Genomic DNA, 25,612 nt, shown 5'->3' with positions numbered 1-25,612 from the left:
CGCGGTACGGTCCGGGCCGGGCGCCCGTCAGCCGATCCGGGCCCCGGCCCCGCCGACCCGGACGCGCCGGTCACCCGCGCGCAGCGTCACCGTGAGCTCGCCGGGACGGCCCAGGTCCTCGCCCTGGCGCAGGGTGAGCACGGCGTCCTCGGGGACCAGGCCGAGTTCCCGCGCGTACGCACCGAACGCGGCGGCCGCCGCGCCGGTCGCCGGGTCCTCGACGACGCCGCCCACCGGGAACGGGTTCCGCACGTGGTGGACGGTGGCCGACTCCCGCCACACCAGCTGGACCGTGGTCAGGTCCAGACGGTGCATCAGCGTCTCCAGGCGGCCGAAGTCGTAGTCCAGGTCGGCCAGGCGGGCCCGGGTCGCCGCCGCCAGCACCAGGTGGCGGGCCCCGGCGAAGGCGATCCGGGGCGGCAGGTCCGGGTCGAGGTCGGCCGCGGGCCAGCGGAGCGCGGCCAGGGCCTCGGCGACGTCCGCGGCGTCGGCCTCCTCGACGTACGGCTCGACGCTGGTGAGCGTGGCCCGCAGACCGCCCTCCTCCTCGGTCACCTCCACCGGCACGGTGCCGGCGCGTGTCGCGAGGACGAGCTGCCCGGGGCCGGTCCGCTCGGCGAGCGCGATGGCCGTCGCCACGGTCGCGTGCCCGCAGAAGGGCACCTCGGCCCGCGGACTGAAGTACCGGATGCCGTACGCCCGTCCGCCGAGCCCGTCCGGGGGCGGGGTCAGGAACGCGGTCTCCGAGTACCCGAGTCCGGCGGCGACGGCCAGCATGTCGGCGTCGTCCATCGAGCCGGCGTCGAGCACCACCCCGGCCGGGTTCCCGCCGTCGGGCGAGCGGGAGAAGGCGGTGTAGCGCAGCACCTCGGGCGTCGGTGTGTTCGTCGTCATGATCCGGCCAACACCGGCCGGGGCCCGCCTGTTCCGGACGGCGGGCCGGCGCGTGGTCCCGCTCAGCCGGCGCGCCCGTGCCGCCGCCGCAGCCCCTCGGCGAGCGGTGCCCCCGCGAACGCGCCGGCCGCCAGCCGCGAGGAGACGGTCCGGCGCACGATCCGGTCGGCCAGCGCCGGCACGTGCCGGGCGAGCGCCATCTCCGTCCGGCCGCGGCGGGTCGTCGCCACGTCGCGCGGGGCGCGCCGGGCCGTGACCGCGGAGACCACCGCGGACACCACCCCGTCCAGGGGCTCCGGCCGGGACACCCCGTCCAGCGAGAGGCCCGCCTCCCGCGTGCTGTCGTGGATCGGGCTGCGCACCATGCTCGGGTAGACGGTCGTCACCCCGACGTGCGTGCCGACCTCCAGCCGCAGCGTGTCCGCGTACGCGGCGAGCGCCCGCTTGGAGACGCCGTAGGCGGCGGCCAGCGGCAGCGGCAGCAGCGCCATCCGCGAGGCGATGAACACCACGCGGCCCCGGGCGCGTTCGAGGTGCGGCAGCGCGGCGGCGGTCACCTCCCAGGCGCCGAGCAGGTTGAGCCGGATCTGCTGGTGCACCTCGTCGGAGGGCCGCAGCTCCGCGGGCGCCGGTCCGCCCCGGCCCGCGTTGTTGACCAGCACGTCCACGCCCCCGCCGAGCAGCCGGACCGCCTCGTCGACCGCCTTGATCACCGACTCGGGGTCGGTCAGGTCGCAGCCCACCACGGGCACCGGGGCCGTCCCGTCCGCCACCAGGTCCAGCCCGACGACCCGCGCGCCGAGGGCGGTGAAGCGCTCGCCGAGCGCCCGGCCGAAGGTTCCCGACGCGCCGGTCACCAGCACCCTGCGCCCGTCCAGGCGGGACGCCGAGCGCCGTCCGGCCGTCAGGTCCCGCTCCACCTGGCGGAGGTAACGGTCCACGTCGATGCGCATGTGCGGACGTTTCGCACCCCACCGTTCCCGCGCCGCCTGGAGTTCGGACGTGACCGAGGCCAGCATCCGGTCCCGGGGCGGCCTGCGCAGCCGTCCGGACAGGTGGGCGGCGAGCAGTCTGCCCTGCGCCTCGACGACCGGCAGCGCCGACCCCGTGGACTGCATGAGGCCGACGAAGGACAGCGCGGGCTCGTCGAGCGGGAACACGTGCCGGTACAGGGGCAGCCGCGCCGGATCGGGCACCAGTTCCGGGTCGAGGAACGGAACGGTGGCCCGGTACCCGGTGCACCACAGGACGTGGTCCACCTCGTCCTCGCGCCCGTCGGTGAAGCGCACCCGGTGCCCGTCGAAGCGCTCGATGCCCGCCCGTACGCCGATCCGCCCGGCCGCCACCAGCGCCGGGACCGTGTCGCTCAGGGTCGGGTGGTCCTGGAGCACGCCCTCCGGGGACGGGGGCAGCGCCGGCCCCTCCTGCCCCCGGGCCGCCAGCCTCAGCATGGCCTGGGAGACCTGCTGGCGCAGCCGCCACGGCAGGACGGCCGCGAGGGCGCCGTTCCACTGGTCGGTGGGGCGGCCCAGCAGCCGCTTGGGCAGCACCCACACGCCGCGCCGGGCCGACAGCAGCACCTCGCCCGCGTGCCCGGCCAGCTCGGTGGCGATGTCCATCGCGCTGTTGCCGGTGCCGACTACGAGCACCCGGCGACCGGCGAAGGCGGTGGGCTCGCGGTACGCGTGGGCGTGCGAGGACGTGCCCGCGAAGGCGCCGGGGTACGGCGGTTCGGGCAGCCGCGGGGTGTGGTTGTGGCCGTTCGCGACCACCAGGTGCGCGACGGACTCCGTGTACCGGCCCTCGGGGCCGTCCAGGTCGAGCAGCCAGCCCTCCCCGGTGCGCCGCGCGGCGACGAGTTCGGTGTCCGTGCGGTAGTGCCGCGGGACGCCGAAGCGCTCCGCGTACTCCCGCACGTACGACAGGAGCTGGGAGCGCGAGGGATAGTCGGGCCACTCGGCGGGCATCGGGTGGTCGCTGAACTCGGTGCGCGGCTTCGACGTGTTGAGGCGCAGCCCCTCGTACGCGGCGGTGTCGTCGGAGAGCCGCCACAGACCGCCCAGTTCCGGGGCGCGCTCCACGCCGAACACCTCGACGTCCGCCTCCAGGAGGGCCTTGACCGCCGCGATGCCCGCGACCCCGCCCCCGACGACGGCCACCCGTCCCGGCCCCGCCGTGTCCCGCTCCGCGCCCATCGCCTCGCGCCCTTCGCCGACCTAATCCAACGTGTGAGGGATTATTACGTCCGGATCGGCGCCGGCACCAGACCCCGGCGGCCCGCCGGCCGGCGGCGGACCGTACAGCGCGTCGAGGAAGCGGCGCACCCACAGGCGGAACTCGTACCGCTCGCGCTCGCGTTCGGCGGGGGAGGCCGCGGCCAGCGCCGTGACGTGGCCGTGCGCCGCCCACACCAGGCTGCGCACCGTGACGTGCGGGGTCGTCTCCCGGATCGTCCCCGCCTGGGCCGCCTCCAGCAGGGCGCGTTCGACCTCCCCGTACAGCGGCAGGGCGTACGCGCGGTCCAGGGCCCCGCCGCGCGCCGGGTCGAGCCAGCGGCGCAGCCACAGGAACGTCGTGTGCGGGTGTTCCTCCAGGAAGTCCACGAAGCCGTCGGCGAGCGCCCGCAGCGCCGCGGTCAGCGGCGGGCCCCCCTGGGCGGCGGCCCGCCCGAGGTCCGCCACCAGCGGGGCGAGCGCCGCCCGCTCCGCCGCGTGCACCCGCTCGAAACAGGCGTCGTACAGGGCGTCCTTCGCCGGGAAGTGGTGGTGCAGGCTCGACACGTCGATGCCCACCCGCGCCGCGATGTCGCGCAGCGAGGTGCCCTCCACCCCCCGCGCGGCGAACAACGCCGTGGCCTCCCTCAGGATCAGCTCGCGGGTCGGGGGCCCGTCCCGCTCCGCGCGCCGGGGCCTGCCCGGCCCGCGCCGGGCGGGCCGCTCATCGGGTGTCTGACCGCTCTTCCTCATCCGGCCCAGTCTGGCTAGGATCCGCAGACCTCGCAATCAAGCAGTTGGGGGATTTCATGAGCGCTGCCGCCGGGCCCGAAGCCGTTCCCCCCGGACACGGGGCGGCCCCCGCTGCCGGTACCGACGCCACCGCCGGTACGGACGTCACGGCCGGCACGGACGCCGCCGCAGGTACGGACGTCACGGCCGGTACGGACGTCACGCCCGGCACGGACGCCGCCGCCGGAACGGACACCGGCAGCGGCGCGGAGGTGCCCCGCTCCGCCCTGCTCCGCTACGCCCTCGGCTCGGCCGGCATGGGCGTCTACGTGACCGTCCCCGGCCTGCTGCTCCTGTACTTCCTCACCGACACCCTCGGCGTGGCGCCGTGGCTGGCCGGGCTGGCGCTGCTCGTGCCGAAGGCCGTGGACATCGTCCTGCACCCCTTCGTCGGCTCCCTCTCCGACCGCGAGCGTGCCCGCCGGGGCACCAGACTGCGGCTGCTGACGGCGGGCTGCGCCCTCGCCCCGGCCTTCGTCGCCCTGTTCGCGGTGCCCGGACCCGTGGCCGACCGGCCCTGGGCGGCGGCGGCCTGGGTCGCCGGCTGGTTCGTCGTCGCCAACGCCCTGTTCGCCGCCTACCAGGTGCCGTACCTGTCCACGCCCACCGACATGACGGTCGGCTACCACGGCCGCACCCGGGTGCTCTCCTTCCGGATGGTGGTCCTCACGGTCGGCATCCTGGTCGGCGGGGCACTGGCCCCGCTCCTGGCCGGAGAGGGCGACTCGGTCGCCCGGTACGCGGTCATGGCCCTCGCCCTCGGCGCCTTCACCGTCGTCTTCCAGGCCGTCGGCGTCGGCGGTGTCCGCGCCCTCGTGCCCGCCGGACCCCGTCGGGAGCCCCCGGCCCCGGAACGGACGGCACCCGGGCGGGCCCTGGGCCAGGTCCGGGACGTGCTGCGCGCCAACCCGTCCTTCCGCGTCCTGGTCTCCTGCTACCTGCTCGTCTCCACCACGACCCACCTCGTCCTGGCCGGCCTGCCGTACTACGCGCGGCACGAACTGGGCCGCCCCGGCTTCACCACCGTCCTCATGGCCGCCTTCGTGGCGCCCGCCCTGCTCACCACCCCCCTGTGGTTCCGCCTCTCGCGGAGCTGGGGGAAACAGCGCTGCCTGCTGGTGTGCCAGGGCTTCTTCGCCGTCGGTGCGCTCGGACTCGCCGCGGGCGACGCCGGCGGGCTCGCGGTGCCGGTGCTGTGCACGCTGCTGCTCGGGACGTGCTTCGCGGGCCTGCAGCTCTTCCCGTTCGCGATGGTCCCGGACACCGTCCGGGCGGGGGGCCGCGCCGAGATCGAGCGGACCGGTGCCTACACCGGCGTGTGGACCGCGACGGAGGCCACGGGCGCCGCGGCCGGCCCCTACCTGTACTCGGCGGCCCTCGGCCTCGGCGGGTACGCGGCCGCACGGGCCGGGGAGGAGGTCATCCAGACCGGCGGCGCGCACACCGCCATCCTCCTGGGCTTCACGGTCCTGCCCGCCCTGCTGATGGCGGCCGCCCTGGCGGTGCAGTCCCGCTACCGTCTCGACGCGCGGATGACGCGGGGCGAGACCGCGGCGCCCGGGCCGGACACCACGGGCTGAACCCCCGGATCCGGCCGTCGCGGGCCGGGGGAACCAACGCGCCCGAGGCCCCTCGCGGGCGAGTTCCCAATGCATTGCGGCGCTACTCGGCGCTCCTCGGCGTTCCCCGGCGTTCCCCGCGGTTCCTGAGCGCTCTCGGCGTTCCTGGGGCTCATGGGCTCATGGGCTCATGGGGGAGTTGAGCTCCGGCGCGTCCGGCGCGATCGGCGCTCCGGCCCGCGGACCCGGCGGAGACGGGCCACCGGCCCCCGGCTCCCCTCAGTCCGACGGCTGGAGCAACGCGAAGCGGGCGCCCTCCGGGTCCGCCACCGTGGCCACCCTGCCGTGGGCGCTGTCCCGGGCGGGCTTGAGCACCTGGCCGCCGAGGTGCACCACGTGGTCCGCGGCGTCGTCGGCGTCGGCCACCGTGAAGTACGTCATCCAGTGCGGTCCGCGGTCCCGGGGCAGGGCGTTGCCCAGCCCGTGCACGCCCGCCACGGGGCGCCCGTCCAACTGGAGGGTGACGTAGTCGAGGTCGGCGGACACCACCGGCTCCTCGTCGTAGCCGAACACCGTCTCGTAGAACTTGGCGACGTACCCCGACTCGAAGGTCGTCAGCTCGTTCCACGCCGGCGTCCCCGGCACTCCCGTGACGGCGGTGCCGAACGGTTCCGCCACCTGCCACACCCCGAACACCGCTCCCGCCGGGTCCACGCCGATCGCCAGGCGCCCCGCGTCGGCCGCGTCCAGCGGCCCCACGCCCACCGTGCCGCCGCAGGAGCGGATCACCTCGGCGGTGCGGTCCGCGTCGGACGAGGCGAAGTACGGGGTCCAGGCGACGGGCAGCCGGCGGTCGGGCGGCAGCAGGCCGATGCCGGCCACGTCGCGTCCGTCGAGCAGGGCCCGCACGTACGGGCCGAGTTGCTCGGGACCGGGCCGGAACTCCCAGCCGAACAGGGCCCCGTAGAACTCCTCGGTCGTTTCCAGTCCGTGCACCATCAGGCTCACCCAGCAGGGTGTGCCGGGGGTGTGCCGGGGTGCCTCGCCGTTCGGGCGGGCGGTCCCCCGTGCGTCGGTCATCGTCACTCTTCTCCCGGCCGCCCGGCGGCGGCCGTGCTCATCTCGACCCCGGCGCGGGGTCCCCTCGCATCCGCTCGGCGGAGCGCCTGGCGTCCCGGTGCCGGTGCGGCCGGGCGTCGCGCCTCGCGCACGCACCGCGGGACGCCCTGTCACGGAGGATGCCCGATGTGCGGGCCGTCATCCTCGGCGGCGCGCTGTCGTGCGGGTCGCGATCGGTTGTACAGCATGTGCCCGATCCCGCACGCATGGTGATCGGACCTGTCCGGCCGAGCAGATTAGCCGGACACGGACGCGTCGGCCACCCCGTGCGCGAGGATGGTGACCATGAACGCCATCATCTCCGCATCCGAACTCGTGAGCGAACTCGACGGGCCGAATCCGCCCGTGCTGCTGGACGTCCGCTGGCAGTTGAGCGCCGCCGCGTCCGCCGGTGCGCCGCCCTTCGACGGGCGTGCGGCGTACGCGGCCGGGCACCTTCCGGGGGCCGTGTTCGTGGACCTGGACCGGGAGTTGGCCTCCGCCCCGGGGAAGGGCGGACGCCACCCGCTGCCGGACCTCGGGGAGTTCGGCGCGGCGATGCGCCGGGCGGGCGTGTCGTCCGGCAGGCCGGTGGTGGTGTACGACGGCGGACCGGGCTGGGGAGCCGCCCGCGCGTGGTGGCTGCTGCGCTGGACGGGTCATCCGGACGTGCGGGTTCTGGACGGCGGGTTGCCGTCCTGGGAGGGGCCGTTGGAGACGTCGGTGCCCACCCCGGCCCCGGGTGACTTCGAGCCGGCCCCGGCGGCGGACGGGCTGCTCGACGCGGACGGCGCGGCGGAACTGGCGCGTTCCGGTGTACTGCTGGACGCGCGGGCGGGGGAGCGGTACCGGGGAGAGGTGGAGCCGGTCGACCCGGTGGCCGGGCACATCCCGGGGGCGGTCTCGGCCCCCACCACGCAGAACGTCGGCCCGGACGGCCGTTTCCTGTCCGCCGGGGAACTGGGCGCGCGCTTCGAGGGACTGGGCGTCACCGAGGACGTCCCCGTCGGCGTGTACTGCGGCTCCGGGGTCTCCGGGGCGCACGAGGTGCTGGCCCTGGCCGTGGCGGGCATCCCGGCCGCGCTGTACGTCGGTTCCTGGTCGGAGTGGTCCTCGGACCCGCGGCGGCCGGTCGCCGTCGGCCCGGACCCGCAGTAGCCCGGGCCGCTCCCGCCAACAGGGGCTGCACCTTGGAGGGGCAGCTCCCGATGCGTGAGGTCCCGCACCCCGACGCCCGCCCGTCCCCACCGCCGCACGGCTCCGCGATGCGTGCGACGGGACGCGTGCGACGGGGCGTGCGCGCGACGGAGCGTGCGCGCGACGGGGGCGCGACGTGGGGTGCGCGACGGGGCGGTGTCCGCGGAGGCGGGCAGGTGGACGTGCGACAGGGGCGCTCGCCGCACGGCGAGCGCCCCTCATCGCGTCACTTCGCGTCAACCGGCCGTGGCCGGAAAGCCCTGAACGGCTTACTCCTGCTTCTTCCGCCGGGTGCCGAACACGATCTCGTCCCAACTCGGCACCGCCGCACGGCGCCCCGGACGGACCCCGTCCGCCTCGGCCTGCCGGTCGGTGGAACCGATCAGGCGGTCGCGGTGACCGCCGACGGAACGCGGCATCAGCACGTCCGCGTACGCGGATCCGGCCGAGGCCGCGGGAGCGGGCGGCTCCTCCACCTCGGGCTCCACGTCCGGCTCCTCGGGAGCGGCCTCGGGCGTGCGGTCCGGCACCACCAGGTCGCCCCGGAAGCTGGGCACCGCCTCCAGCAGGCTGGTGAGCGAGTCCCGTTCACCGGCCGACGCCGTGGCCGTGGTCTCCTCCGGCGATTCGGAGGCCGGGGCGGGCAGGCTCGGGCGCTCGCGGTCCCCGGTGCGGTCCAGCGGGCGGTCGCGGGGCAGCCGGGCGATGCGCGGCACGAACGGGAAGCTGGGCTCGGGCGCGGCGAGGTCGTCGGACTCGCCGATCAGCGAGCGCGCCTCCTCGTCGACGGCCTGGACGAGCCGCCGGGGCGGGTCGTACGTCCAGCTCGCCGAGTGCGGCTCGCCCGCCACCCGGTAGACCAGCAGGACCTCCCAGGTGCCGTCGTCGCGGCGCCAGGAGTCCCACTGCACGGTGTCCTTCTCGGCGCCGCGCAGCAGCAGCCGCTCCTGGACCGCCTCGCCCAGCGGGGGACCGGAGTTCTCGCCGGGACGCCGGACCGGGGTCTTGCGGGCCCGCTCGGCCATGAAGGCACGCTCGGCCAGCACCGGGCCCTCGAAACGGCGGACGCGGTCCACGGGGATGCCGGCCATCTGCGCGACCTCTTCCGCGGTCGCGCCGGCTCGTATACGGGCCTGGATGTCACGGGGGCGGAGATGGCTCTCCACCTCGATCTCGATCTGACCGAGGCGGGGACGGTCGCCGCGCACGGCGGCGCGCAGACGTTCGTCGATCGGAAGCGTGTACTCCGTGCTGTCCGCAGCCTTGAGCACCAGCCGTGTGCCGTCATTCGAGACGGCCACGACACGCAGTTCGGGCATGGGGACCTCCCGGGTGGTGCCTGCCGACGTCACCTGCGTCGCTGCTTCCGCTAGTCGAGTGTGGCCTGCCCGGGTGCAGCCTGCCACAACCTTGCCGAGTTGCCCGGCGTGTCGGGCGCGGGCCCTGGATCGCCGTTATGGCACGGTTACCTATTCGCAACGCTAAGTGACCAATCGCGTCACCCTGTGCAACTAGCCCCCTCCCGGCGGTCCGCAAAGGCCCCGAGCACCCTGATGGGAGACCGGACCCAGGGCTCGCCACAGTACTCCATTCGGACCATGTGCGTGGATGGGCGCGCCGCCCAACTTCTCGCAACGGGTGGGACTTGACCGTTCCTTCCCGGGTTCCGCGATCTTGAACGTGGGGAACTTCACGGAACCGCCGGAAACGGAAACCGGGTTCCCGTTCCGTCCCCGGCCGGTGCGGTCGCCGGGGCCGGCGGGGCGGCCTGATCCGAACGACAGGCCCTATTCCCCCAGGACGCGGCGGAGATGGTCGTTGCGGAAGAGCCGGTCGGGGTCGAGGCGGTCCCGCAGCGCCGTGAACTCGCCGAACCGCGGGTACACGGCGGACAGGTGGGAGGCGTCGCGGGTGTGGATCTTCCCCCAGTGCGGCCGTCCCTCGTGAGCGGTGAAGATGCGCTCGGCGGCGGTGAAGTACGCCTGGTGGGGAGTCCCGCGGAACATGTGCACGGCGATGTAGGCGCTGGCGCGCCCCGAGGCGGTGGAGAGCGTGATGTCGTCGGCCGGAGCGGTCCGCACTTCGACCGGAAAACTCACCCGCAAGCGTGAACGGTCGACCATCGCCTTCAGTTCACGCAGGGTTTCCGTCAGTGCCTCGCGCGGCACGGCGTACTCCATCTCCACGAACCGCACCCGGCGCGGTGACGTGAAGACCTTGTAGGGGATGTCGGTGTAGGTCCGGGCGGACAGCGCCCGGCTGGATATCCGCGCGAGGGAGGGAATGGCCGGGGGCGCCGCGCGGCCGACCCAGTTGGCCACCTGAAAGACCCCGTTGGAGAGGAACTCGTCCTCGAACCAGCCCTTGAGCGGCGGCACCGGACGCTCCGGTCCCGCGCTGCGGTTGTTGCGCTTGGTGTTGGTGTTCCCGGTGTGCGGGAACCAGTAGAACTCGAAGTGCTCGTTCTCGGCGTGGAGTTCGTCGAACTCCGCGAGCACCCGGTCGAACGGCATCGGCTCCTCGCGGGCCGTGAGCAGGAACAGCGGCTCCACCGCGAAGGTGACCGCCGTGACGATGCCGAGGGCACCCAGGCCGATCCGGGCGGCGGCGAAGACGTCGGGGTTCTCCTTCTCGGAACAGGCGAGCACCGACCCGTCGGCGGTGACCAGTTCGAGCGCCGTGATCTGGGCGGCGAGGGAAGCGGATTCGCGGCCCGTGCCGTGGGTGCCCGTGCTCACGGCACCGGAGACCGTCTGCTCCATGATGTCGCCCATGTTGGTCAGCGACAGGCCCTCCCGCGCGAGTGCCACGTTCAGCCGCTTCAGCGGCGTGCCCGCCTCGACCGTGACGGTCCCGGCCGCGCGGTCGATGCCGCGGATCCCGGTCAGCAGGTCCGGCCGCACCAGCACGCCGTCGGTGGCCGCTATGGAGGTGAACGAGTGGCCCGTACCGACCGCCTTCACCGGCAGACCGTCCTCGGCGGCCCGGCGCACGGCCGCGGCCAGTTCGTCGACGGAGGCGGGCGTGACCTCCCGCGCGGGGCGCACGGTGACGTTGCCTCCCCAGTTACGCCATGTGCCGTTCCTCGTGCTCGCTGTGCTGCCCAACGGAGCCTCCCCGACCCGGCGCCGGCCGCTTGAGCCGGCGGTACCCCAGGAAACCGACCACGACCGCGGCGGCCCCGGCGACGGCCGGAACCCCGTACCCGGCACGCGCCCCGGCCGCGTCGATCACCCAGCCGGCCGCGGAGGAGCCGAGGGCGACCCCGACCGCGAGCCCGGTGCTCACCCAGGTCATCCCCTCGGTGAGCTGCGCGCGTGGTACGTGCTCTTCGATGAGGGACATCGTCGTGATCATCGTGGGAGCGATGGACAGACCCGCAACGAACAGCGCCACGGCCAGAAACGGCAGGTTCCCGACCAGTAGGAGGGGGATCATACTCACGGCCATCGCGCACACGCCCAGGAGCCAGCGCCGTTCCGCCGGTCCCGCGAAGCGCAGCAGCCCGAACACGATGCCGGCGACGCAGGAGCCGAGCGCGTAGACCGACAGCACCACGCTGGCCGCGGCCTTGTGCCCCTGCTCCTCCGCGAACGCCACGGTGACCACGTCCACCCCACCGAAGATCGCCCCGGTGGCCGCGAACGTGGCCACCAGCACCTGCAGTCCCGGCGAGCGCAGCGCGGTGCCCCCGCCGGAACGCTCGCGCGGGTGCGGTACCGGTTCGGTGGCGCGCTGCGCGGTGAGCCAGAAGACGCCGGTGGCGAGGAAGCAGGCGGCGAGCAGCGGACCGGCCTCGGGGAACCAGGCCGTGGACAGCCCGATGGAGATGATCGGCCCGAAGATGAAGCACATCTCGTCCACCACCGACTCGAACGAGTAGGCGGTGTGCAGCCGCGGCGTGCCCCGGTACAGGGCCGCCCAGCGGGCCCGGACCATCGCGCCCACGCTCGGCACGCAGCCGATGCCCGCACAGGCCACGTACAGCACCCAGTCGGCCCAGCCGTGGTGCGCGGCGAGCAGCAGCAGGGCGGCGGCCGTCAGCGAGATCAGCGTCGCCGGGCGCAGCACCCGCCGCTGCCCGTGCCGGTCCACCAGGCGGGAGATCTGCGGGCCGGCCAGGGCCGCGGACAGGGCGATCGTCGCCGACAGGGCGCCCGCCAGTCCGTAGCGCCCGGTGAGCTGGGAGATCATCGTCACCACGCCGATGCCCATCATCGACAGCGGCATCCGGCCGAGGAACCCCGCGGCGGAGAAACTCTTCGTGCCGGGCGCGGCGAACAGGGCGCTGTAGGGGCTGGGCACGAGGTCTCCGAAGGATCAGTAAGGCGCCATCCAAGCCAACACAGCTTACCGCCCGGTTCACCCGGTTGCACCAGCCGGCGGCCGCCCCGGTGCGCGCACCCGGCCCTGCGTTTCCCGCCCGTCAGTGCCGGGTGGCAGGATCGTAGACATGCCTGACGAGCTCGATCCCCGCCCCTACGATGCCTTGCTCCTCCTCTCCTTCGGCGGTCCCGAAGGCCCGGACGACGTGGTGCCGTTCCTGGAGAACGTCACCCGCGGGCGAGGGATCCCCAAGGAACGACTGAAGGAAGTCGGTGAGCACTACTTCCTCTTCGGCGGGGTCAGCCCCATCAACGACCAGAACCGCGACCTGCTCGCCGCCCTGCGCAAGGACTTCGCCGACCACGGCCTGGACCTGCCGGTCTACTGGGGGAACCGCAACTGGGCGCCCTACGTGACCGACACCCTGCGCGACATGGTCCGCGACGGCCACCACCGCATCCTCGTCGTGGCCACCAGCGCCTACGCCTCGTACTCCGGCTGCCGCCAGTACCGCGAGGACCTCGCCGAGGCGCTCGCCACCCTCGAGGCCGAAGGACTGGAGGTGCCGAAGGTCGACAAGCTGCGGCACTACTTCAACCACCCCGGCTTCGTGGAACCGATGGTCGACGGCATCGTCGCGTCGCTCGCGGACCTCCCCGAGGAGGTCCGCGACGGGGCGCACATCGCCTTCTGCACCCACTCGATCCCCACCGCCGCCGCGGACACCTCCGGCCCGGTCGGGGACCACGGCGACGGCGGCGCCTACGTGCGCCAGCACCTGGACGTGGCCCGGCTGATCGCCGACGCCGTGCGGGAGCGCACCGGTGCCGACCACCCCTGGCAGCTCGTCTACCAGTCCCGCTCCGGCGCCCCCCACATCCCGTGGCTGGAGCCGGACATCTGCGACCATCTGGAGGAGCGGCACGCGGCCGGGGTCCCGGCCGTGGTCATGGCCCCCATCGGGTTCGTCTCCGACCACATGGAGGTCATCTACGACCTCGACACCGAGGCCGTCGCCAAGGCCGGCGAACTGGGACTGCCGGTCCGGCGCTCCTGCACCGTCGGCGACGACCCGCGGTTCGCGGCGGCGATCCGCGAGCTGGTCGTCGAGCGGGCCGCCACCGAACGCGGACAGCGGATCGCACCGTGCGCCCTGGGCGCGCTCGGCGCGAGCCACGACGTCTGCCCGGTCGGGTGCTGCCCGGCCCGCGCCCCGCGTCCCGCGGCCGCGGGCGCCGACAGCCCCTACGCGTGAGGAAGCCCGTGACCGACCCCCTGCACGCGGACCTGCTGCAGCTCGCGCGGACGGCGGCCCACCGCGCGGGCGAGCTGCTGCGGGACGGCCGCCCGGCCGACCTCGCCGTGGCCGCGACCAAGTCCAGCCCGATCGACGTCGTCACCGAGATGGACATCGCGGCGGAGAAGCTCATCACCTCGCTGATCGCCGAGCACCGGCCCGAGGACGGCTTCCTCGGCGAGGAGGGCGCCGCCACCGAGGGCACCAGCGGCGTGCGCTGGGTGATCGACCCGCTCGACGGCACGGTCAACTACCTCTACGGGCTGCCCACCTGGGCCGTCTCCATCGCCGCCGAGCAGGACGGCGAGGTGGTGGCCGGGGCCGTCGTGGCCCCGATGCGCGGCGAGGCGTACCACGCGGTCCGCGGCGCGGGGGCGTGGGCCACCGGGCCTTGGGACGGCGAACGCAGGCTGGCCTGCCGTCCCGCTCCGCCCCTGGACCAGGCGCTGGTGTCGACCGGTTTCAACTACGTCCGCGACGTCCGCGCCCACCAGGCGGACGTGGCGCAGCGCCTGATCCCGCTGCTGCGGGACATCCGGCGCAGCGGGTCGGCCGCGGTCGACCTGTGCGACGTGGCCGCCGGCCGCCTCGACGGCTACTACGAGCGGGGACTGCACCCCTGGGACCTGGCGGCGGGCGACCTCATCGCCCGGGAGGCGGGCGCCCTGACGGGCGGACGCCCCGGCCGGCGCCCGTCCCACGACCTCACGGTCGCGGCCACCCCGGGCGTCTTCGAACCCCTCCAGGAGCTGCTGGAGGACTTCGGCGCCTGGCACGACTGACGCATCGCGCCCGTGCGGCCTCGCACGGACATGCTCCTCGCACGGACATGCGAACGGGCCCCGGCGCTGGATTCGCCGGGGCCCGCTGACGTGCTGCTTCTCGGACGCGCGAGTCGATCAGATGCCGGACAGGCCGACTTCCACACCGTGCTCCGCGGCGAGCCGGCGCAGGTCGTCGAGCTCGCCCTGCTCCACCTCGACGAGGAACTCGTCGCCCTCGTCGCGGGCCCGGGACAGATCGGACTCGGTCGTCCTTATGCGCTGCAGAAGTCCTGCGGTGAAAGCGTCCATGCTGCGCCCCCTCGTCCTGGGTCGTGGGTCGACGGCACGGGGGTGTGCCGTTTCGAAAGGGTCGATCACGCCCGGAGCGAATGCCCGGTGCCGCTCGGCCGGGGGGCTACGGTGCCGGACACCCACGTCCGCTCTGGAAGCGGACCACTACGTACCGCATGGTGGTACGGCACAAGCAGAGCGTGATCGCGGGGTGTAAGACCCGTCCTCCCCAGGCTCCCTTCCGTGGAAACCTAACCGGACGAGAAAATCTCGTATTCCCGCGGCGTTCCCCGGACGTTCCTCCGCCCGGCACCCGTGCGCACCGGCGGCACTCACGGCTTACCGCCGACTTACGGCCGAAAAGGGCAGGATGGAGGTCAACACACCCACCCGTACCCCTGCCCGCGCGCGCCCGCCCGGCGCCGCCCGGCAGGACATCAGGAAGGACAAGCGACGTGCGCGTACTCGTCGTCGAGGACGAGCAGCTGCTCGCCGATGCGGTGGCCACCGGACTGCGCCGGGAGGCCATGGCCGTCGACGTCGTGTACGACGGTGCGGCCGCCCTGGAGCGCATCGGCGTCAACGACTACGACGTGGTCGTCCTCGACCGCGACCTCCCGCTCGTGCACGGCGACGACGTCTGCCGCAAGATCGTCGAGCTCGGCATGCCCACGCGGGTGCTGATGCTCACCGCCTCCGGCGACGTCAGCGACCGGGTCGAGGGCCTGGAGATCGGCGCCGACGACTACCTGCCCAAGCCGTTCGCCTTCAGCGAGCTGATCGCCCGGGTGCGCGCCCTCGGCCGGCGCACCAGCGTGCCGCTGCCGCCCGTCCTGGAGCGCGCCGGCATCAAGCTGGACCCCAACCGCCGGGAGGTCTTCCGCGACGGCAAGGAGGTCCAGCTCGCGCCCAAGGAGTTCGCCGTGCTGGAGGTGCTCATGCGCAGCGAGGGCGCCGTCGTCTCGGCCGAGCAGCTGCTGGAGAAGGCGTGGGACGAGAACACCGACCCGTTCACGAACGTGGTGCGCGTGACCGTGATGACCCTGCGCCGCAAGCTGGGGGAGCCGCCGGTCATCGTGACCGTGCCCGGCTCCGGATACCGGATCTGATCCCATGGCCACCACGCCCACCCCCACGCCGGCGTCCCCCCAGGCCCCGCCCAAGCCCACCTGGGACCCCCGCAGGCCGGTGCCGCCCTTCCCCTGGCTGCGCCCCACCATCCGGATACGTCTCACGCTCCTGTACGGCGGGATGTTCCTCATCGCGGGCATCCTGCTGCTGTCGATCATCTACCTGCTCGCGGCGAACGCGCTCAACGTGGGCAGCGACCTGCCGTTCCGGATCCTCTCCGGCAACGTGGCCAGCGAGACCTGCCACCTGGGCAGTGCCGAGGTACCCGCCGACGAGCTGAACCGGGCGCTGAACGACTGCGTCAACGAGCAGCGCCAGCACGCCCTGGACAACCTGCTCAGCCGCTCCCTCCTCGCCCTGCTCGGCCTCGCGATCATCGCCTTCGCCTTCGGCTACGCCATGGCGGGCCGGGTGCTCTCGCCGCTGGGCCGGATCACCCGCACCGCCCGCGCGGTCGCCGGCTCGGACCTGTCCCGCCGCATCGAGCTGGACGGCCCGGACGACGAGCTGAAGGAGCTGGCCGACACCTTCGACGACATGCTGGAGCGCCTCCAGCGGGCCTTCACGGCCCAGCAGCGCTTCGTCGGCAACGCGTCCCACGAGCTGCGCACGCCGCTCGCGATCAACCGGACCCTGCTCGAGGTGCACCTCTCGGACCCCGACGCGCCCGTGGAGCTCCAGCAGCTCGGCAAGACGCTGCTGGCCACCAACGAGCGCAGTGAGCAGCTGGTGGAGGGACTGCTGCTGCTGGCCCGCAGCGACAACCAGATCGTCGAGCGCAAGCCCGTGGACCTCGCCGAGGTCGCCGAGCAGGCGATCGACCAGGTGAGCGCCGAGGCCACCGCCAAGGGCGTGGAGCTCCGCGGCCGGCACGAGCCCGCCGTGGTCCAGGGCAACGGCGTCCTGCTGGAGCGGATCGCGCTGAACCTGGTGCAGAACGCGGTGCGCTACAACGTGCCCGAGAACGGCTGGGTGGAGGTCACCACCGAGGTCCAGCACGGCCGTGCGGTCCTGGTGGTGTCCAACACGGGGCCGGTCGTGCCGGCGTACGAGATCGACAACCTCTTCGAGCCCTTCCGGCGCCTGCGCACCGAGCGCACGGGCAGCGACAAGGGCGTCGGACTCGGCCTCTCCATCGTCCGGTCGGTGGCCCGGGCGCACGGCGGGCACATCTACGCGCAGCCACGGGAAGGGGGCGGACTCGTGATGCGCGTCACGTTGCCGATGTGAGATCTGGACACGGCCGGAGCGTGTTCGCTTTGCGCGGAATTTTTTGGGCACCCGCCCGATGGTCACGTGTGTGATCGATCACAGGTCGGATATGCCGATCATCCACTCTCTGTGATCATGCGACCGGTCGGAAGGTCGGGAAGGTCCCGGTTTTCAGGGCCCCTCATCACGGGAAGTACACGGTGAGGCGCCTTTGGCGTGCAGGATCGGGACCGTGTACGGTCCCCATCGCCATCCCAGCCGATCACTCATGAGGAGTCCGGTTGGGTGTCGATTGAGTAACAGACCTTGATGTGAGGCAAAATCTCCGCCTCAGGTCGGGCACAAGTCCGGCCTCTCACGCGTTACGTGCGCTGGAGACACCGCATACACCCAGAGGGGGAGAGCGAGCATGGCAACCGATTACGACACTCCACGCAAGACCGACGACGACGTCGACTCGGACAGTCTGGAAGAGCTGAAGGCCCGGCGCAACGACAAGTCGGCGTCCGCCGTGGACGTCGACGAGTTCGAGGCCGCCGAGGGTCTGGAACTGCCCGGAGCGGACCTCTCGAACGAGGAGCTGGCCGTCCGGGTGCTGCCCAAGCAGCAGGACGAGTTCACCTGCATGAGCTGCTTCCTGGTGCACCACCGCAGTCAGCTGGCCCGGGAGAAGAACGGCCAGCCGATCTGCCGCGACTGCGACTGAGGGAGGGTCGGCCGTGACTGGCTCGACCCCTTCCCGGAAGCGCCGACTCTTCGCAAGGGGAGCGGACCAGGGGCCGCCGCCCGGCGGCCCGCAGCACGAAACGCGTGATCACGAGCGAGGCTCAACCGGTACCGGGGCGGCCTCGCTCGAACACGCCGGACACCCGGGCGACCTCCCGGCTCCCACGGAGGTCCCCGCACCCGTGGCCCGCCGACGGGCCGCGGCATTCCGCGACAGGGCCAGGGAAGGAGCCCGCAAGGGCGGAGCACGCGCGCGTGCCGGACTCGGCCACCTCGCGGACCGGATCATCGAGATGGCCCCCCGCGTGCCCGTGCGCGACCTCGCGACCCTGCGCGCCCAGTTCCCGGGGCTCGGGCCCGAGGAACTCGCCGACAAACTCGTGGCGGGCGCCGCGAACGCCACGGCCACCGTCGGCGCCGGAGTCGGCGCGGCGGCCGCGATGCCCGTCCCGCCCGCCATGCCGGCCGAACTGGCCGCCGAGGTCACCGGCGTGGCCGCGATCGAACTCAAGCTGATCGCCGAACTCCACGAGGTCTACGGTGTGCGCCCGGCCGGCACCCTCGCCCGGCGCAGCACCGTCTACCTCACCACCTGGTCGGAGGAGCGCGGCGTCGAGGCGACCAAGCCGTCCACCGTCAGCGCGGCCCTGAACAGCCGGATGAAGCGCGAACTGCGCCAGCGGATCATGAAGCGCACCGTCCGCAACCTGCCCAACCTGATGCCCTTCCTGGTCGGCGCCGCCGTCGGCGCCCTGATGAACCGCCGGGACACCCGCAAGCTCGCCGCCCGCATCCGGGCCGACCTGCGCCGCATCCAGGTGCCGTGGGAGCAGCTGGCCCCGCTGCCCGCCCTGGAGGCCCCGGCGGACGCCCTGGAGATGGACCACCTCACCGACGGCCGCCCCGACGCCGGCCGTCGCACGGAGGACGACGGCCCCGCCGCGTGACCTGGTCGCCGCCCGGGGACCCCGGTGGGCCCCGGCCCGTGACCGGGCGCCCGGCGCCGACGGGACGAGGCGGCGGGACGAGACGGTACGGACGGACGGAGCCCGGCGCACCACCGCCGCCGCGACGGCCACGGCACCGCGCGCCCACGGCCCCCGGCCGGGGGCCGCGCCGCTACGCGGCCGCCTTCGCCGCCCGCAGCGCCCCCGCCAGCCGCTCCGGCTCCCGGGTCGACAGGAAGACGTACGGCGTCGGATCCGAGGGGTCGGTGATCTCCACCCGCACCGCCCCGGGGATGTACGCGCGCAGCAGCATGAAGCAGCGCGGGTCGGCCTTGTGCGTGCGCCAGGCGCGGGCCTCCTCCGCGTCCAGGACCTCCGCCTCGCCCAGCGCCGTCACCGGGATCCTCGCCTCGCCGGCGATCAGACTGCCGCCCACCACCCGGATCCGCGCCGATCCGTAGGAGCTGACCACGACGGCCGCCGCCGCCGTGCCCGCGGCCAGACCGCCGAGCGACGGCAGCGTCCCGAACGGCATCACGATCAGGGCGAGGGAGACGCCCACCAGGAAGCACATCACCCACCAGGCGCGGGGCGCGGTCAGGCGTTCTTCGTACGGGGCGGCGGAGGGCTGCTGCATGTGACCAGCTTGGCACGGTGTCCGTACCGCGCCGACGCGCGGGTAAGGTCTGCGCCTGTGAGTGGTCATTCCCCAGCTCTTCAGCCCCCGGCCGACGCCGGGACACCCGTACGGCACCCGGACGCGCCGGCCCCCGGCGAACTCCTCGGCGCGCACTACGCCCAGTGCTTCGGCTGCGGCGGCGACCAGCCCCACGGCCTGCACCTCCAGGCGCGCGCCGGCGAGGGCGTCTCGGTCACCGCCGAGTTCGTCGTGCAGCCCGCCCACCAGGGCGCCCCCGGCCTCGCCCACGGCGGCGTGCTCGCCACCGCCCTGGACGAGACCCTCGGGTCCCTGAACTGGCTGCTCCGGGTCATCGCCGTGACCGGCAGGCTGGAGACCGACTTCGTCAGCCCGGTGCCCGTCGGCACCACCCTGCACCTGCAGGCCGAGGTGACCGCTGTGGCGGGGCGGAAGATCTACTCCACCGCCACCGGCCGCATCGGCGGCCCGGACGGCCCCGTCGCGGTCCGCGCGGACGCGCTGTTCATCGAGGTCAAGGTCGACCACTTCATCGACAACGGCCGCCCGGAGGAGATCCGGGCCGCGATGGACGACCCCGACCAGGTGCGCCGGGCCCGGGCCTTCGAGGTGAACCCGTGAGCGAGGCCGGCCGCGCCCCGCTGGAGGTCCTCCTCCGGCGCGTCGACCCGGACGTACCGCTTCCGTCGTACGAGCACCCCGGCGACGCGGGCGCCGATCTGCGCACCACCGAACCGTGCGAACTCGCCCCCGGCGAACGGGCCGTCCTGCCCACCGGGGTGTCTGTGGCACTGCCCGAGGGGTACGCGGCGTTCGTGCACCCGCGATCCGGTCTGGCCGCGCGCTGCGGCGTCGCCCTGGTGAATGCCCCGGGGACGGTTGATGCCGGGTACCGTGGGGAGATCAAGGTGATCGTGGTGAATCTCGACCCGCGCGAGACCGTGCGGTTCGAGCGGTTCGACCGGATCGCCCAGCTGGTCGTCCAGCAGGTCGAGAGGGTCCGCTTCGTGCCGGTCGCGGAGCTTCCCGACTCGGCGCGGGCCGCGGGGGGTTTCGGCTCCACCGGCGGCCATGCCGCGGTGGAAGGTAAGAGCGGTACAAGCGATCAGGCCGCCGCAGGCGGCACAGCGGGTGGGAATCGATACGCTTCGGTCGTATCCGACCGGGAAGGACAATGACGTGTTCGGACGTCGCAAGAAGAGGGATGCCGCCGAGGACGCGGCCGGCGAGGCCGAGCAGGTCGTCGACGGTGTCGACACCGAGGTGGAGCAGGAGCGCGAGCGGCTGAGGCTCGAGCCGGCGCCCCGGCCCGACGGGCCGTGGGACAGCACCGAGGTCCGCGAGCCCGGCGAGGGCCGCGTCGACCTGGGCGGTCTGTTCGTTCCCGGGGTCGACGGCATGGAACTGCGGGTCGAGGTCGCGGGCGACGCGATCGTCGCGGCCACCGTCGTCCTGCGCGACAGCGCCATCCAGCTCCAAGCCTTCGCGGCACCCAAGCGCGAGGGCATCTGGGGCGAGGTCCGCGAGGAGATCGCGGCCGGCATCACCCAGCAGGGCGGCATCATCGACGAGGTCGAGGGCCCGCTGGGCTGGGAGCTGCGGGCCCAGGTGCCGGTGCAGCTGCCCGACGGCACCGGCGGCTTCCAGGTCGTCCGCTTCGTCGGCGTCGACGGCCCCCGCTGGTTCCTGCGCGGTGTGATCTCCGGCCAGGGCGCGGTCCAGCCGCAGGCCGCCGGGCTGCTGGAGCAGATCTTCCGGGACACGGTCGTGGTGCGCGGCGACGGTCCCATGGCACCGCGCGACCCGATCGTCCTGAAGCTCCCCAACGACGCCCAGATGGTCCCCGAGGGCGTCCAGCAGGAGGAGGCCGAGGGCTCCCGCTTCGCCGGCGGCATGGGCCAGCTGCAGCGCGGACCGGAGATCACCGAGGTCCGCTGACGTCGTCCCCGTGGGAGGGGCCGCGCCCCCGGCAGTCCGCCGGAGGCACGGCCCCTCCCACGTTCCGGGGCGCCCCCTGTTGATCGCCGGCTGCTCAGCGGCGATACTGACGCCCGGTTCACGGGGGAGGGTCGGATGAGTCGGGTGGTCACCGAGACCGGAACGGACACCGGGGCAAAGACGGCAACCATGGTGCGCGTGACGGACGTGCACAAGTCGTACGGCACCGGGGCCGCCGCGGTCCACGCGCTGCGGGGGGTCTCCTTCGACGTCCCGCGCGGGGAACTGGTCGCCCTCAAGGGACGCTCCGGGTCGGGCAAGACGACCCTGCTCAACATCGTCGGCGGCCTCGACGCCCCCGACCGGGGACGGGTCGTCGTCGACGGCCTCGACCTCGCGGACCTGGACGAGAACGGGCTGCTCGCCCTGCGCCGGGACCGCGTCGGCTTCGTCTTCCAGTCCTTCGGGCTCGTCCCGATCCTGACCGCCGCCGAGAACGTCGGCGTCCCGCTGCGGCTGCGCCGCGCCGACGCGCGCGAGCGGGACGAACGCGTCGAGCTCCTGCTGTCCCTGGTCGGCCTCGCCGACCACGCGGCCCAGCGGCCCGGCGAACTCTCCGGCGGCCAGCAGCAGCGGGTCGCCATCGCGCGCGCCCTCGCCAACAACCCCGCCCTGCTCATCGCGGACGAGCCGACCGGCCAGCTCGACGCGGAGACCGGGCACGCCGTGATGGAACTGCTGCGGGCCGTCGTCCGCAGCGAGCGCGTCACCGCCCTCGTCGCCACCCACGACGCCACGCTCCTCGACCTGGCGGACCGGGTCCTGGAACTCAACGACGGCGAGATCGTGGAGCACTGACCGGCAGGGGCGAGGCCCGGGGGCCCACCGCCCCGGGCCGGCGGACCGCCCGGGGCCGAGCAGGTCCGTTCCGCCGCGGCTCAGGCGTGCGGCCCGTACCCGGACGCCGTCGTTCCGCCGTCCGGCCGCGCGCCCGTTTCCGTGGAGTCGCGTCCCGGGGACGGGCCGGGCCGGACGCGGGTGCGGTGCCGGTCCCGGGTACCCGGGCGCTGAGCAGGGGCGTTCGGACGTATGGTCGTGTCCGCCGGTACGGGTGAGCGGAAGACATGAGGTCATGGGACGCGGGACGCTACGGATCCATCTCGGTGCGGCGCCGGGCGTCGGCAAGACGTACGCGATGCTGTCCGAGGCGCACCGGCGGATCGGCCGGGGCACCGACTGCGTGGTCGCCTTCGTCGAGCACCACGGCCGGCCGCGCACCGCGGAACTGCTGGACGGACTGGAGCAGATCCCCCGCCGGCGACTGGAGCACGACGGGGCCGTCCTGACCGAGATGGACGTCGACGCCGTCCTCGCCCGACGCCCCCGCGTGGCCCTGGTCGACGAACTCGCCCACACCAACGTCCCCGGCTCCCGCCACGCCAAGCGCTGGCAGGACGTGGAGGAACTGCTCGCCGCCGGGATCGACGTGCACTCCACGCTCAACATCCAGCACCTGGAGTCACTGGGCGACGTCGTGGAGTCCATCACGGGCGTGCGGCCCGAGGAGACCGTGCCGGACGAGGTGGTGCGGCGGGCCGAACAGATCGAACTGGTCGACATGACGCCCGAGGCGCTGCGGCGCCGCATGGCCCACGGCAACATCTACCAGCCCGACAAGGTCGACGCGGCCCTCTCCCACCACTTCCGGCCCGGCAACCTCACCGCGCTCCGGGAACTCGCGCTCCTGTGGGTCGCCGACCGCGTCGACGAACACCTCCAGCGCTACCGCAACGAACACGACGTCTCCGCGATCTGGGGCTCCCGCGAGCGGATCGTCGTCGGCCTCACCGGGGGCCCCGAGGGCCGCACCCTGATCCGGCGGGCGGCCCGCCTGGCCGAGAAGGGGGCCGGGGGCGAGGTGCTCGCGGTCTACATCGCCCGCGGCGACGGCCTCACCGCCACCTCCCCCAGCGAACTGGCCGAGCAGCGCACCCTGGTGGAGAGCCTGGGCGGCACCTTCCACCACGTCGTCGGCGACGACATCCCGTCCGCCCTGCTCGCCTTCGCCCGCGGCACCAACGCCACCCAGATCGTGCTGGGGTCCTCGCGCCGCAAGGCGTGGCAGTACGTCTTCGGCCCCGGCGTCGGCGCGACCGTGGCCCGCGAGTCCGGGCCCGACCTGGACGTGCACATCGTCACGCACGAGGCGGTCGCCCAGGGCCGCGGCCTGCCGGTGGCCCGCGGGGCCCGGCTGGGGCGGCCCCGCGTCGCCTGGGGCTGGGCCGTCGGCGTGGCCGGCCCCGCCCTGCTGGCGCTGCTGCTCAGTGCCAGCGACGCGGGCCTGGCCAACGACATGCTGCTGTTCCTGGCGCTGACCGTGGCCGCGGCCCTCCTCGGCGGGCTGTGGCCGGCGCTGGCCTCGGCCGCCTCCGGGTCCCTGCTGCTGAACTACTTCTACACACCGCCCCTGCACCGCTGGACGGTCGCCGACCCGAAGAACATCGTCGCCATCGTGATCTTCATCGCCGTCGGGGTGGCGGTCGCCTCGGTCGTCGACCTCGCCGCCCGCCGGACCCACCAGGCGGCCCGGCTGCGCGCCGAGGCGGAGATCCTCTCCTACCTCGCCGGCAACGTGCTGCGCGGCGAGACCGGCCTGGAGGACCTGCTGGAACGGGTACGGGAGACCTTCGGCATGGAGTCCGCCGCCCTGCTGGAGCGCGCGGGCGACCTGGAGCCCTGGACGTGCGCGGGGCAGGCCGGTGCCGGCCCGCCGGTCGCCCGTCCGGAGGACGCCGACGTCGACATCCCCGTCGGGGACCACATGGCGCTCGCGCTCACCGGCCGGGTGCTGCCCGCCGAGGACCGCAGGGTGCTCGGCGCGTTCGCCGCCCAGGCCGCCGTCGTCCTGGACCACCGGCGGCTGCGCGAGGAGGCCGACCGGGCCCGGGCCCTCGCCGAGGGCAACCGCATCCGCACCGCGCTGCTGGCGGCGGTCAGCCACGACCTGCGCACCCCCCTCGCCGGGATCAAGGCGTCGGTCTCCTCGCTGCGCTCGCCGGACGTCGAGTGGTCGCCGGAGGACCGGGCCGAACTGCTGGAGAGCATCGAGGACGGCGCCGACCGCCTGGACCACCTGGTGGGCAACCTCCTCGACATGTCGCGCCTGCACACCGGCACCGTCACCCCGCTGATCCGGGAGATCGACCTGGACGAGGTGGTGCCGATGGCGCTCGGCGGCGTACCGGAGGGCGAGGTCACCCTGGACATCCCGGAGAGCCTGCCCATGGTCGCCGTCGACCCCGGCCTCCTGGAACGGGCCATGGCCAACGTGGTCGAGAACGCCGTCAAGTACAGTCCCGCCGACTCACTCGTCCTGGTGGCCGCCAGTGCCCTCGGCGACCGGGTCGAGGTACGTGTGGTGGACCGCGGCCCCGGTGTGCCCGACGAGGCCAAGGACCGCATCTTCGAGCCCTTCCAGCGCTACGGTGATGCCCCGCGCGGGGCCGGCGTGGGCCTCGGCCTGCCGGTGGCGCGGGGCTTCGTCGAGGCCATGGGCGGCACCCTGGACGCCGATGACACCCCCGGCGGCGGCCTCACCATGACGGTCACCCTGCGGGCGGCGGGAGCCGCCCCCCGGCCCTCCCGTCCGGCAGAACCCGCCGCAGAACCCGCGGTACCCGAAAGGCAAGCCTCATGACCCGTGTGCTGGTGGTCGACGACGAGCCCGCGATCGTGCGCGCCCTCGTGATCAACCTCAAGGCACGCTCGTACGACGTCGACGCGGCCCACGACGGCGCGGAGGCCCTGCAGCTGGCCGCCGCACGCCACCCCGACGTGGTCGTCCTCGACCTCGGGCTGCCCGACATGGACGGCGTCGACGTCATCCGCGGCCTGCGCGGCTGGAGCAGGGTGCCCATCCTGGTGCTCTCCGCCCGGCACGCCTCGGAGGAGAAGGTCCAGGCCCTGGACGCGGGCGCCGACGACTACGTCACCAAGCCGTTCGGCATGGACGAACTGCTCGCCCGGCTGCGGGCGGCCGTGCGCCGCGCCGAGCCCGCCGGGGGCGAGGAGGACGGAGTGGTGGACACCGGGGAGTTCACCGTCGACCTGGCCGCCAAGAAGGTCAACCGGGGCGGCAAGGACGTCCGGCTCACCCCCACGGAGTGGCACCTGCTGGAGGTGCTGGTGCGCAACAGCGGCCGCCTGGTCGCGCAGAAGCAGCTCCTGCGGGAGGTCTGGGGGCCGTCCTACGGGACGGAGACCAACTACCTGCGCGTCTACATGGCCCAGCTGCGGCGCAAGCTGGAGGCGGACCCGTCGCACCCCAGGCACTTCATCACCGAACCGGGCATGGGGTACCGCTTCGAGAAGTGAGGACGAGGGCGGGGACGCGGCGGTCGCGCCGCGGCCGGGGAGCCCGGGCGGCGGGGCCGTCCGGTCCGGGACGGCGGGGCGTCCGACCGGAGTCCGGCCATCTGGTCCGGGATGGCGGGGCGTCCGACCGGAGTCCGGCCGTCCGGCCTGTCGGCAGTCCAACCGTCCGTCCGGCCGGCCGTCCGACCGGTTCGG

General features: G+C 73.9%; 23 protein-coding genes. 14 read left to right on the top strand and 9 right to left on the bottom strand.

The window, feature by feature from the left end:
* Positions 1–27: 27 nt before the first annotated feature.
* From ACSU53_RS07210 to ACSU53_RS07200, 3 genes are all read right to left on the bottom strand, one after another.
* Positions 28–894, bottom strand: coding sequence for a PhzF family phenazine biosynthesis protein (locus tag ACSU53_RS07210; RefSeq protein WP_437025700.1), 867 nt, complete (start codon positions 892–894; stop codon positions 28–30).
* A gap of 62 nt (positions 895–956) precedes the next feature.
* Positions 957–3,089: an SDR family NAD(P)-dependent oxidoreductase gene (locus ACSU53_RS07205; protein ID WP_437025698.1), complete on the bottom strand. Its 2,133-nt coding sequence runs from the start codon at positions 3,087–3,089 to the stop codon at positions 957–959.
* 21 nt (positions 3,090–3,110) lie between these two features.
* Positions 3,111–3,860, bottom strand: coding sequence for a TetR/AcrR family transcriptional regulator (locus ACSU53_RS07200; protein ID WP_437025696.1), 750 nt, complete (start codon positions 3,858–3,860; stop codon positions 3,111–3,113).
* A 56-nt stretch (positions 3,861–3,916) separates the two neighbouring features.
* Here ACSU53_RS07200 and ACSU53_RS07195 point away from each other — a divergent pair, with 56 nt between their 5' ends.
* A complete protein-coding gene (locus tag ACSU53_RS07195; protein ID WP_437025691.1) occupies positions 3,917–5,479 on the top strand; it encodes an MFS transporter in 1,563 nt (520 codons plus the stop codon).
* Between the two features lie 258 nt (positions 5,480–5,737).
* Here the strand turns inward: ACSU53_RS07195 and ACSU53_RS07190 are convergent, their stop codons facing one another.
* Positions 5,738–6,538: a VOC family protein gene (locus ACSU53_RS07190; protein WP_437025689.1), complete on the bottom strand. Its 801-nt coding sequence runs from the start codon at positions 6,536–6,538 to the stop codon at positions 5,738–5,740.
* Positions 6,539–6,862: 324 nt separating this feature from the next.
* Between ACSU53_RS07190 and ACSU53_RS07185 the strand changes: the two genes are divergently transcribed.
* The gene (locus tag ACSU53_RS07185) at positions 6,863–7,714 is read left to right on the top strand and encodes a sulfurtransferase (RefSeq protein WP_437025688.1); all 852 of its coding nucleotides are present in this window, start codon (positions 6,863–6,865) and stop codon (positions 7,712–7,714) included.
* A gap of 308 nt (positions 7,715–8,022) precedes the next feature.
* Here ACSU53_RS07185 and sepH read toward each other — a convergent pair whose 3' ends face one another.
* The 3 genes from sepH to ACSU53_RS07170 form a co-directional block, all read right to left on the bottom strand.
* Entirely contained in the window at positions 8,023–9,072 is a 1,050-nt protein-coding gene (gene sepH, locus ACSU53_RS07180) for a septation protein SepH (protein WP_437025686.1), read from the bottom strand.
* Positions 9,073–9,540: 468 nt separating this feature from the next.
* Complete coding sequence (locus ACSU53_RS07175) at positions 9,541–10,860, bottom strand: D-arabinono-1,4-lactone oxidase (protein WP_437025685.1); 1,320 nt, start codon at positions 10,858–10,860, stop codon at positions 9,541–9,543.
* Positions 10,820–12,058 carry an MFS transporter gene (locus ACSU53_RS07170; protein WP_437025683.1) on the bottom strand — a complete coding sequence of 413 codons (1,239 nt, stop codon included), beginning with the start codon at positions 12,056–12,058 and terminating at the stop codon, positions 10,820–10,822. The genes ACSU53_RS07175 and ACSU53_RS07170 overlap by 41 nt, the downstream gene beginning before the upstream one ends.
* Positions 12,059–12,206: 148 nt before the next feature.
* Here ACSU53_RS07170 and ACSU53_RS07165 point away from each other — a divergent pair, with 148 nt between their 5' ends.
* Positions 12,207–13,334: a ferrochelatase gene (locus ACSU53_RS07165; protein WP_437025681.1), complete on the top strand. Its 1,128-nt coding sequence runs from the start codon at positions 12,207–12,209 to the stop codon at positions 13,332–13,334.
* Between the two features lie 8 nt (positions 13,335–13,342).
* Positions 13,343–14,158 (top strand): inositol monophosphatase family protein, encoded by an 816-nt coding sequence (locus ACSU53_RS07160; protein ID WP_437025679.1) that lies wholly within the window; start codon positions 13,343–13,345, stop codon positions 14,156–14,158.
* Positions 14,159–14,275: 117 nt separating this feature from the next.
* On the opposite strand, the gene ACSU53_RS07155 is transcribed toward ACSU53_RS07160, so the two are convergent.
* Entirely contained in the window at positions 14,276–14,449 is a 174-nt protein-coding gene (locus ACSU53_RS07155) for a hypothetical protein (RefSeq protein WP_362096349.1), read from the bottom strand.
* A 437-nt stretch (positions 14,450–14,886) separates the two neighbouring features.
* Here ACSU53_RS07155 and ACSU53_RS07150 point away from each other — a divergent pair, with 437 nt between their 5' ends.
* The 4 genes from ACSU53_RS07150 to ACSU53_RS07135 all read left to right on the top strand — a co-directional run bounded on the left by ACSU53_RS07150 (position 14,887) and on the right by ACSU53_RS07135 (position 18,447).
* Complete coding sequence (locus ACSU53_RS07150; RefSeq protein ID WP_003993508.1) at positions 14,887–15,540, top strand: response regulator transcription factor; 654 nt, start codon at positions 14,887–14,889, stop codon at positions 15,538–15,540.
* Positions 15,541–15,544: 4 nt separating this feature from the next.
* Positions 15,545–16,792: a sensor histidine kinase gene (locus tag ACSU53_RS07145; protein WP_437025677.1), complete on the top strand. Its 1,248-nt coding sequence runs from the start codon at positions 15,545–15,547 to the stop codon at positions 16,790–16,792.
* 391 nt (positions 16,793–17,183) lie between these two features.
* A complete protein-coding gene (locus ACSU53_RS07140) occupies positions 17,184–17,480 on the top strand; it encodes a DUF4193 domain-containing protein (RefSeq protein WP_003993510.1) in 297 nt (98 codons plus the stop codon).
* A gap of 13 nt (positions 17,481–17,493) precedes the next feature.
* Complete coding sequence (locus ACSU53_RS07135) at positions 17,494–18,447, top strand: hypothetical protein (RefSeq protein WP_437025675.1); 954 nt, start codon at positions 17,494–17,496, stop codon at positions 18,445–18,447.
* Positions 18,448–18,619: 172 nt separating this feature from the next.
* Here ACSU53_RS07135 and ACSU53_RS07130 read toward each other — a convergent pair whose 3' ends face one another.
* Positions 18,620–19,084 carry a DUF3093 domain-containing protein gene (locus ACSU53_RS07130; protein WP_437025673.1) on the bottom strand — a complete coding sequence of 155 codons (465 nt, stop codon included), beginning with the start codon at positions 19,082–19,084 and terminating at the stop codon, positions 18,620–18,622.
* Positions 19,085–19,141: 57 nt separating this feature from the next.
* On the opposite strand from ACSU53_RS07130, the gene ACSU53_RS07125 reads away from it, so the two are divergent.
* The 6 genes from ACSU53_RS07125 to ACSU53_RS07100 all read left to right on the top strand — a co-directional run bounded on the left by ACSU53_RS07125 (position 19,142) and on the right by ACSU53_RS07100 (position 25,417).
* Complete coding sequence (locus tag ACSU53_RS07125) at positions 19,142–19,726, top strand: PaaI family thioesterase (RefSeq protein ID WP_437025671.1); 585 nt, start codon at positions 19,142–19,144, stop codon at positions 19,724–19,726.
* Complete coding sequence (gene dut / locus ACSU53_RS07120; RefSeq protein ID WP_437025670.1) at positions 19,723–20,283, top strand: dUTP diphosphatase; 561 nt, start codon at positions 19,723–19,725, stop codon at positions 20,281–20,283. The genes ACSU53_RS07125 and dut overlap by 4 nt, the downstream gene beginning before the upstream one ends.
* A 1-nt stretch (position 20,284) precedes the next feature.
* Positions 20,285–21,043 carry a DUF3710 domain-containing protein gene (locus ACSU53_RS07115; RefSeq protein WP_437025668.1) on the top strand — a complete coding sequence of 253 codons (759 nt, stop codon included), beginning with the start codon at positions 20,285–20,287 and terminating at the stop codon, positions 21,041–21,043.
* A 135-nt stretch (positions 21,044–21,178) separates the two neighbouring features.
* Entirely contained in the window at positions 21,179–21,901 is a 723-nt protein-coding gene (locus tag ACSU53_RS07110; protein WP_437025666.1) for an ABC transporter ATP-binding protein, read from the top strand.
* 274 nt (positions 21,902–22,175) lie between these two features.
* Positions 22,176–24,740 (top strand): ATP-binding protein, encoded by a 2,565-nt coding sequence (locus ACSU53_RS07105; protein WP_437025663.1) that lies wholly within the window; start codon positions 22,176–22,178, stop codon positions 24,738–24,740.
* Complete coding sequence (locus ACSU53_RS07100; RefSeq protein ID WP_432054658.1) at positions 24,737–25,417, top strand: response regulator; 681 nt, start codon at positions 24,737–24,739, stop codon at positions 25,415–25,417. Before ACSU53_RS07105 ends, ACSU53_RS07100 begins: the two co-directional genes overlap by 4 nt.
* Positions 25,418–25,612 lie beyond the last annotated feature (195 nt).

It is taken from the genome of Streptomyces sp. enrichment culture, from assembly GCF_964273255.1.
Taxonomy (GTDB): Bacteria; Actinomycetota; Actinomycetes; order Streptomycetales; family Streptomycetaceae; genus Streptomyces.
The sequence above is the reverse complement of the archived record's forward strand: the minus strand, read 5'-3'. Positions and strand labels throughout refer to the sequence as shown.

Bases quoted from the DNA above. Each gene is read 5' to 3' on its own strand.
- ACSU53_RS07155 (WP_362096349.1), bottom strand. From the start codon at position 14,449: ATGGACGCTTTCACCGCAGGACTTCTGCAGCGCATAAGGACGACCGAG.
- sepH (WP_437025686.1), bottom strand. From the start codon at position 9,072: ATGCCCGAACTGCGTGTCGTGGCCGTCTCGAATGACGGCACACGGCTG.
- ACSU53_RS07210 (WP_437025700.1), bottom strand. From the start codon at position 894: ATGACGACGAACACACCGACGCCCGAGGTGCTGCGCTACACCGCCTTC.
- ACSU53_RS07110 (WP_437025666.1), top strand. From the start codon at position 21,179: ATGAGTCGGGTGGTCACCGAGACCGGAACGGACACCGGGGCAAAGACG.
- ACSU53_RS07165 (WP_437025681.1), top strand. From the start codon at position 12,207: ATGCCTGACGAGCTCGATCCCCGCCCCTACGATGCCTTGCTCCTCCTC.
- ACSU53_RS07145 (WP_437025677.1), top strand. From the start codon at position 15,545: ATGGCCACCACGCCCACCCCCACGCCGGCGTCCCCCCAGGCCCCGCCC.
- ACSU53_RS07140 (WP_003993510.1), top strand. From the start codon at position 17,184: ATGGCAACCGATTACGACACTCCACGCAAGACCGACGACGACGTCGAC.
- ACSU53_RS07105 (WP_437025663.1), top strand. From the start codon at position 22,176: ATGGGACGCGGGACGCTACGGATCCATCTCGGTGCGGCGCCGGGCGTC.
- ACSU53_RS07130 (WP_437025673.1), bottom strand. From the start codon at position 19,084: ATGCAGCAGCCCTCCGCCGCCCCGTACGAAGAACGCCTGACCGCGCCC.
- ACSU53_RS07200 (WP_437025696.1), bottom strand. From the start codon at position 3,860: ATGAGGAAGAGCGGTCAGACACCCGATGAGCGGCCCGCCCGGCGCGGG.
- ACSU53_RS07195 (WP_437025691.1), top strand. From the start codon at position 3,917: ATGAGCGCTGCCGCCGGGCCCGAAGCCGTTCCCCCCGGACACGGGGCG.
- ACSU53_RS07100 (WP_432054658.1), top strand. From the start codon at position 24,737: ATGACCCGTGTGCTGGTGGTCGACGACGAGCCCGCGATCGTGCGCGCC.
- ACSU53_RS07185 (WP_437025688.1), top strand. From the start codon at position 6,863: ATGAACGCCATCATCTCCGCATCCGAACTCGTGAGCGAACTCGACGGG.
- ACSU53_RS07205 (WP_437025698.1), bottom strand. From the start codon at position 3,089: ATGGGCGCGGAGCGGGACACGGCGGGGCCGGGACGGGTGGCCGTCGTC.
- ACSU53_RS07190 (WP_437025689.1), bottom strand. From the start codon at position 6,538: ATGACCGACGCACGGGGGACCGCCCGCCCGAACGGCGAGGCACCCCGG.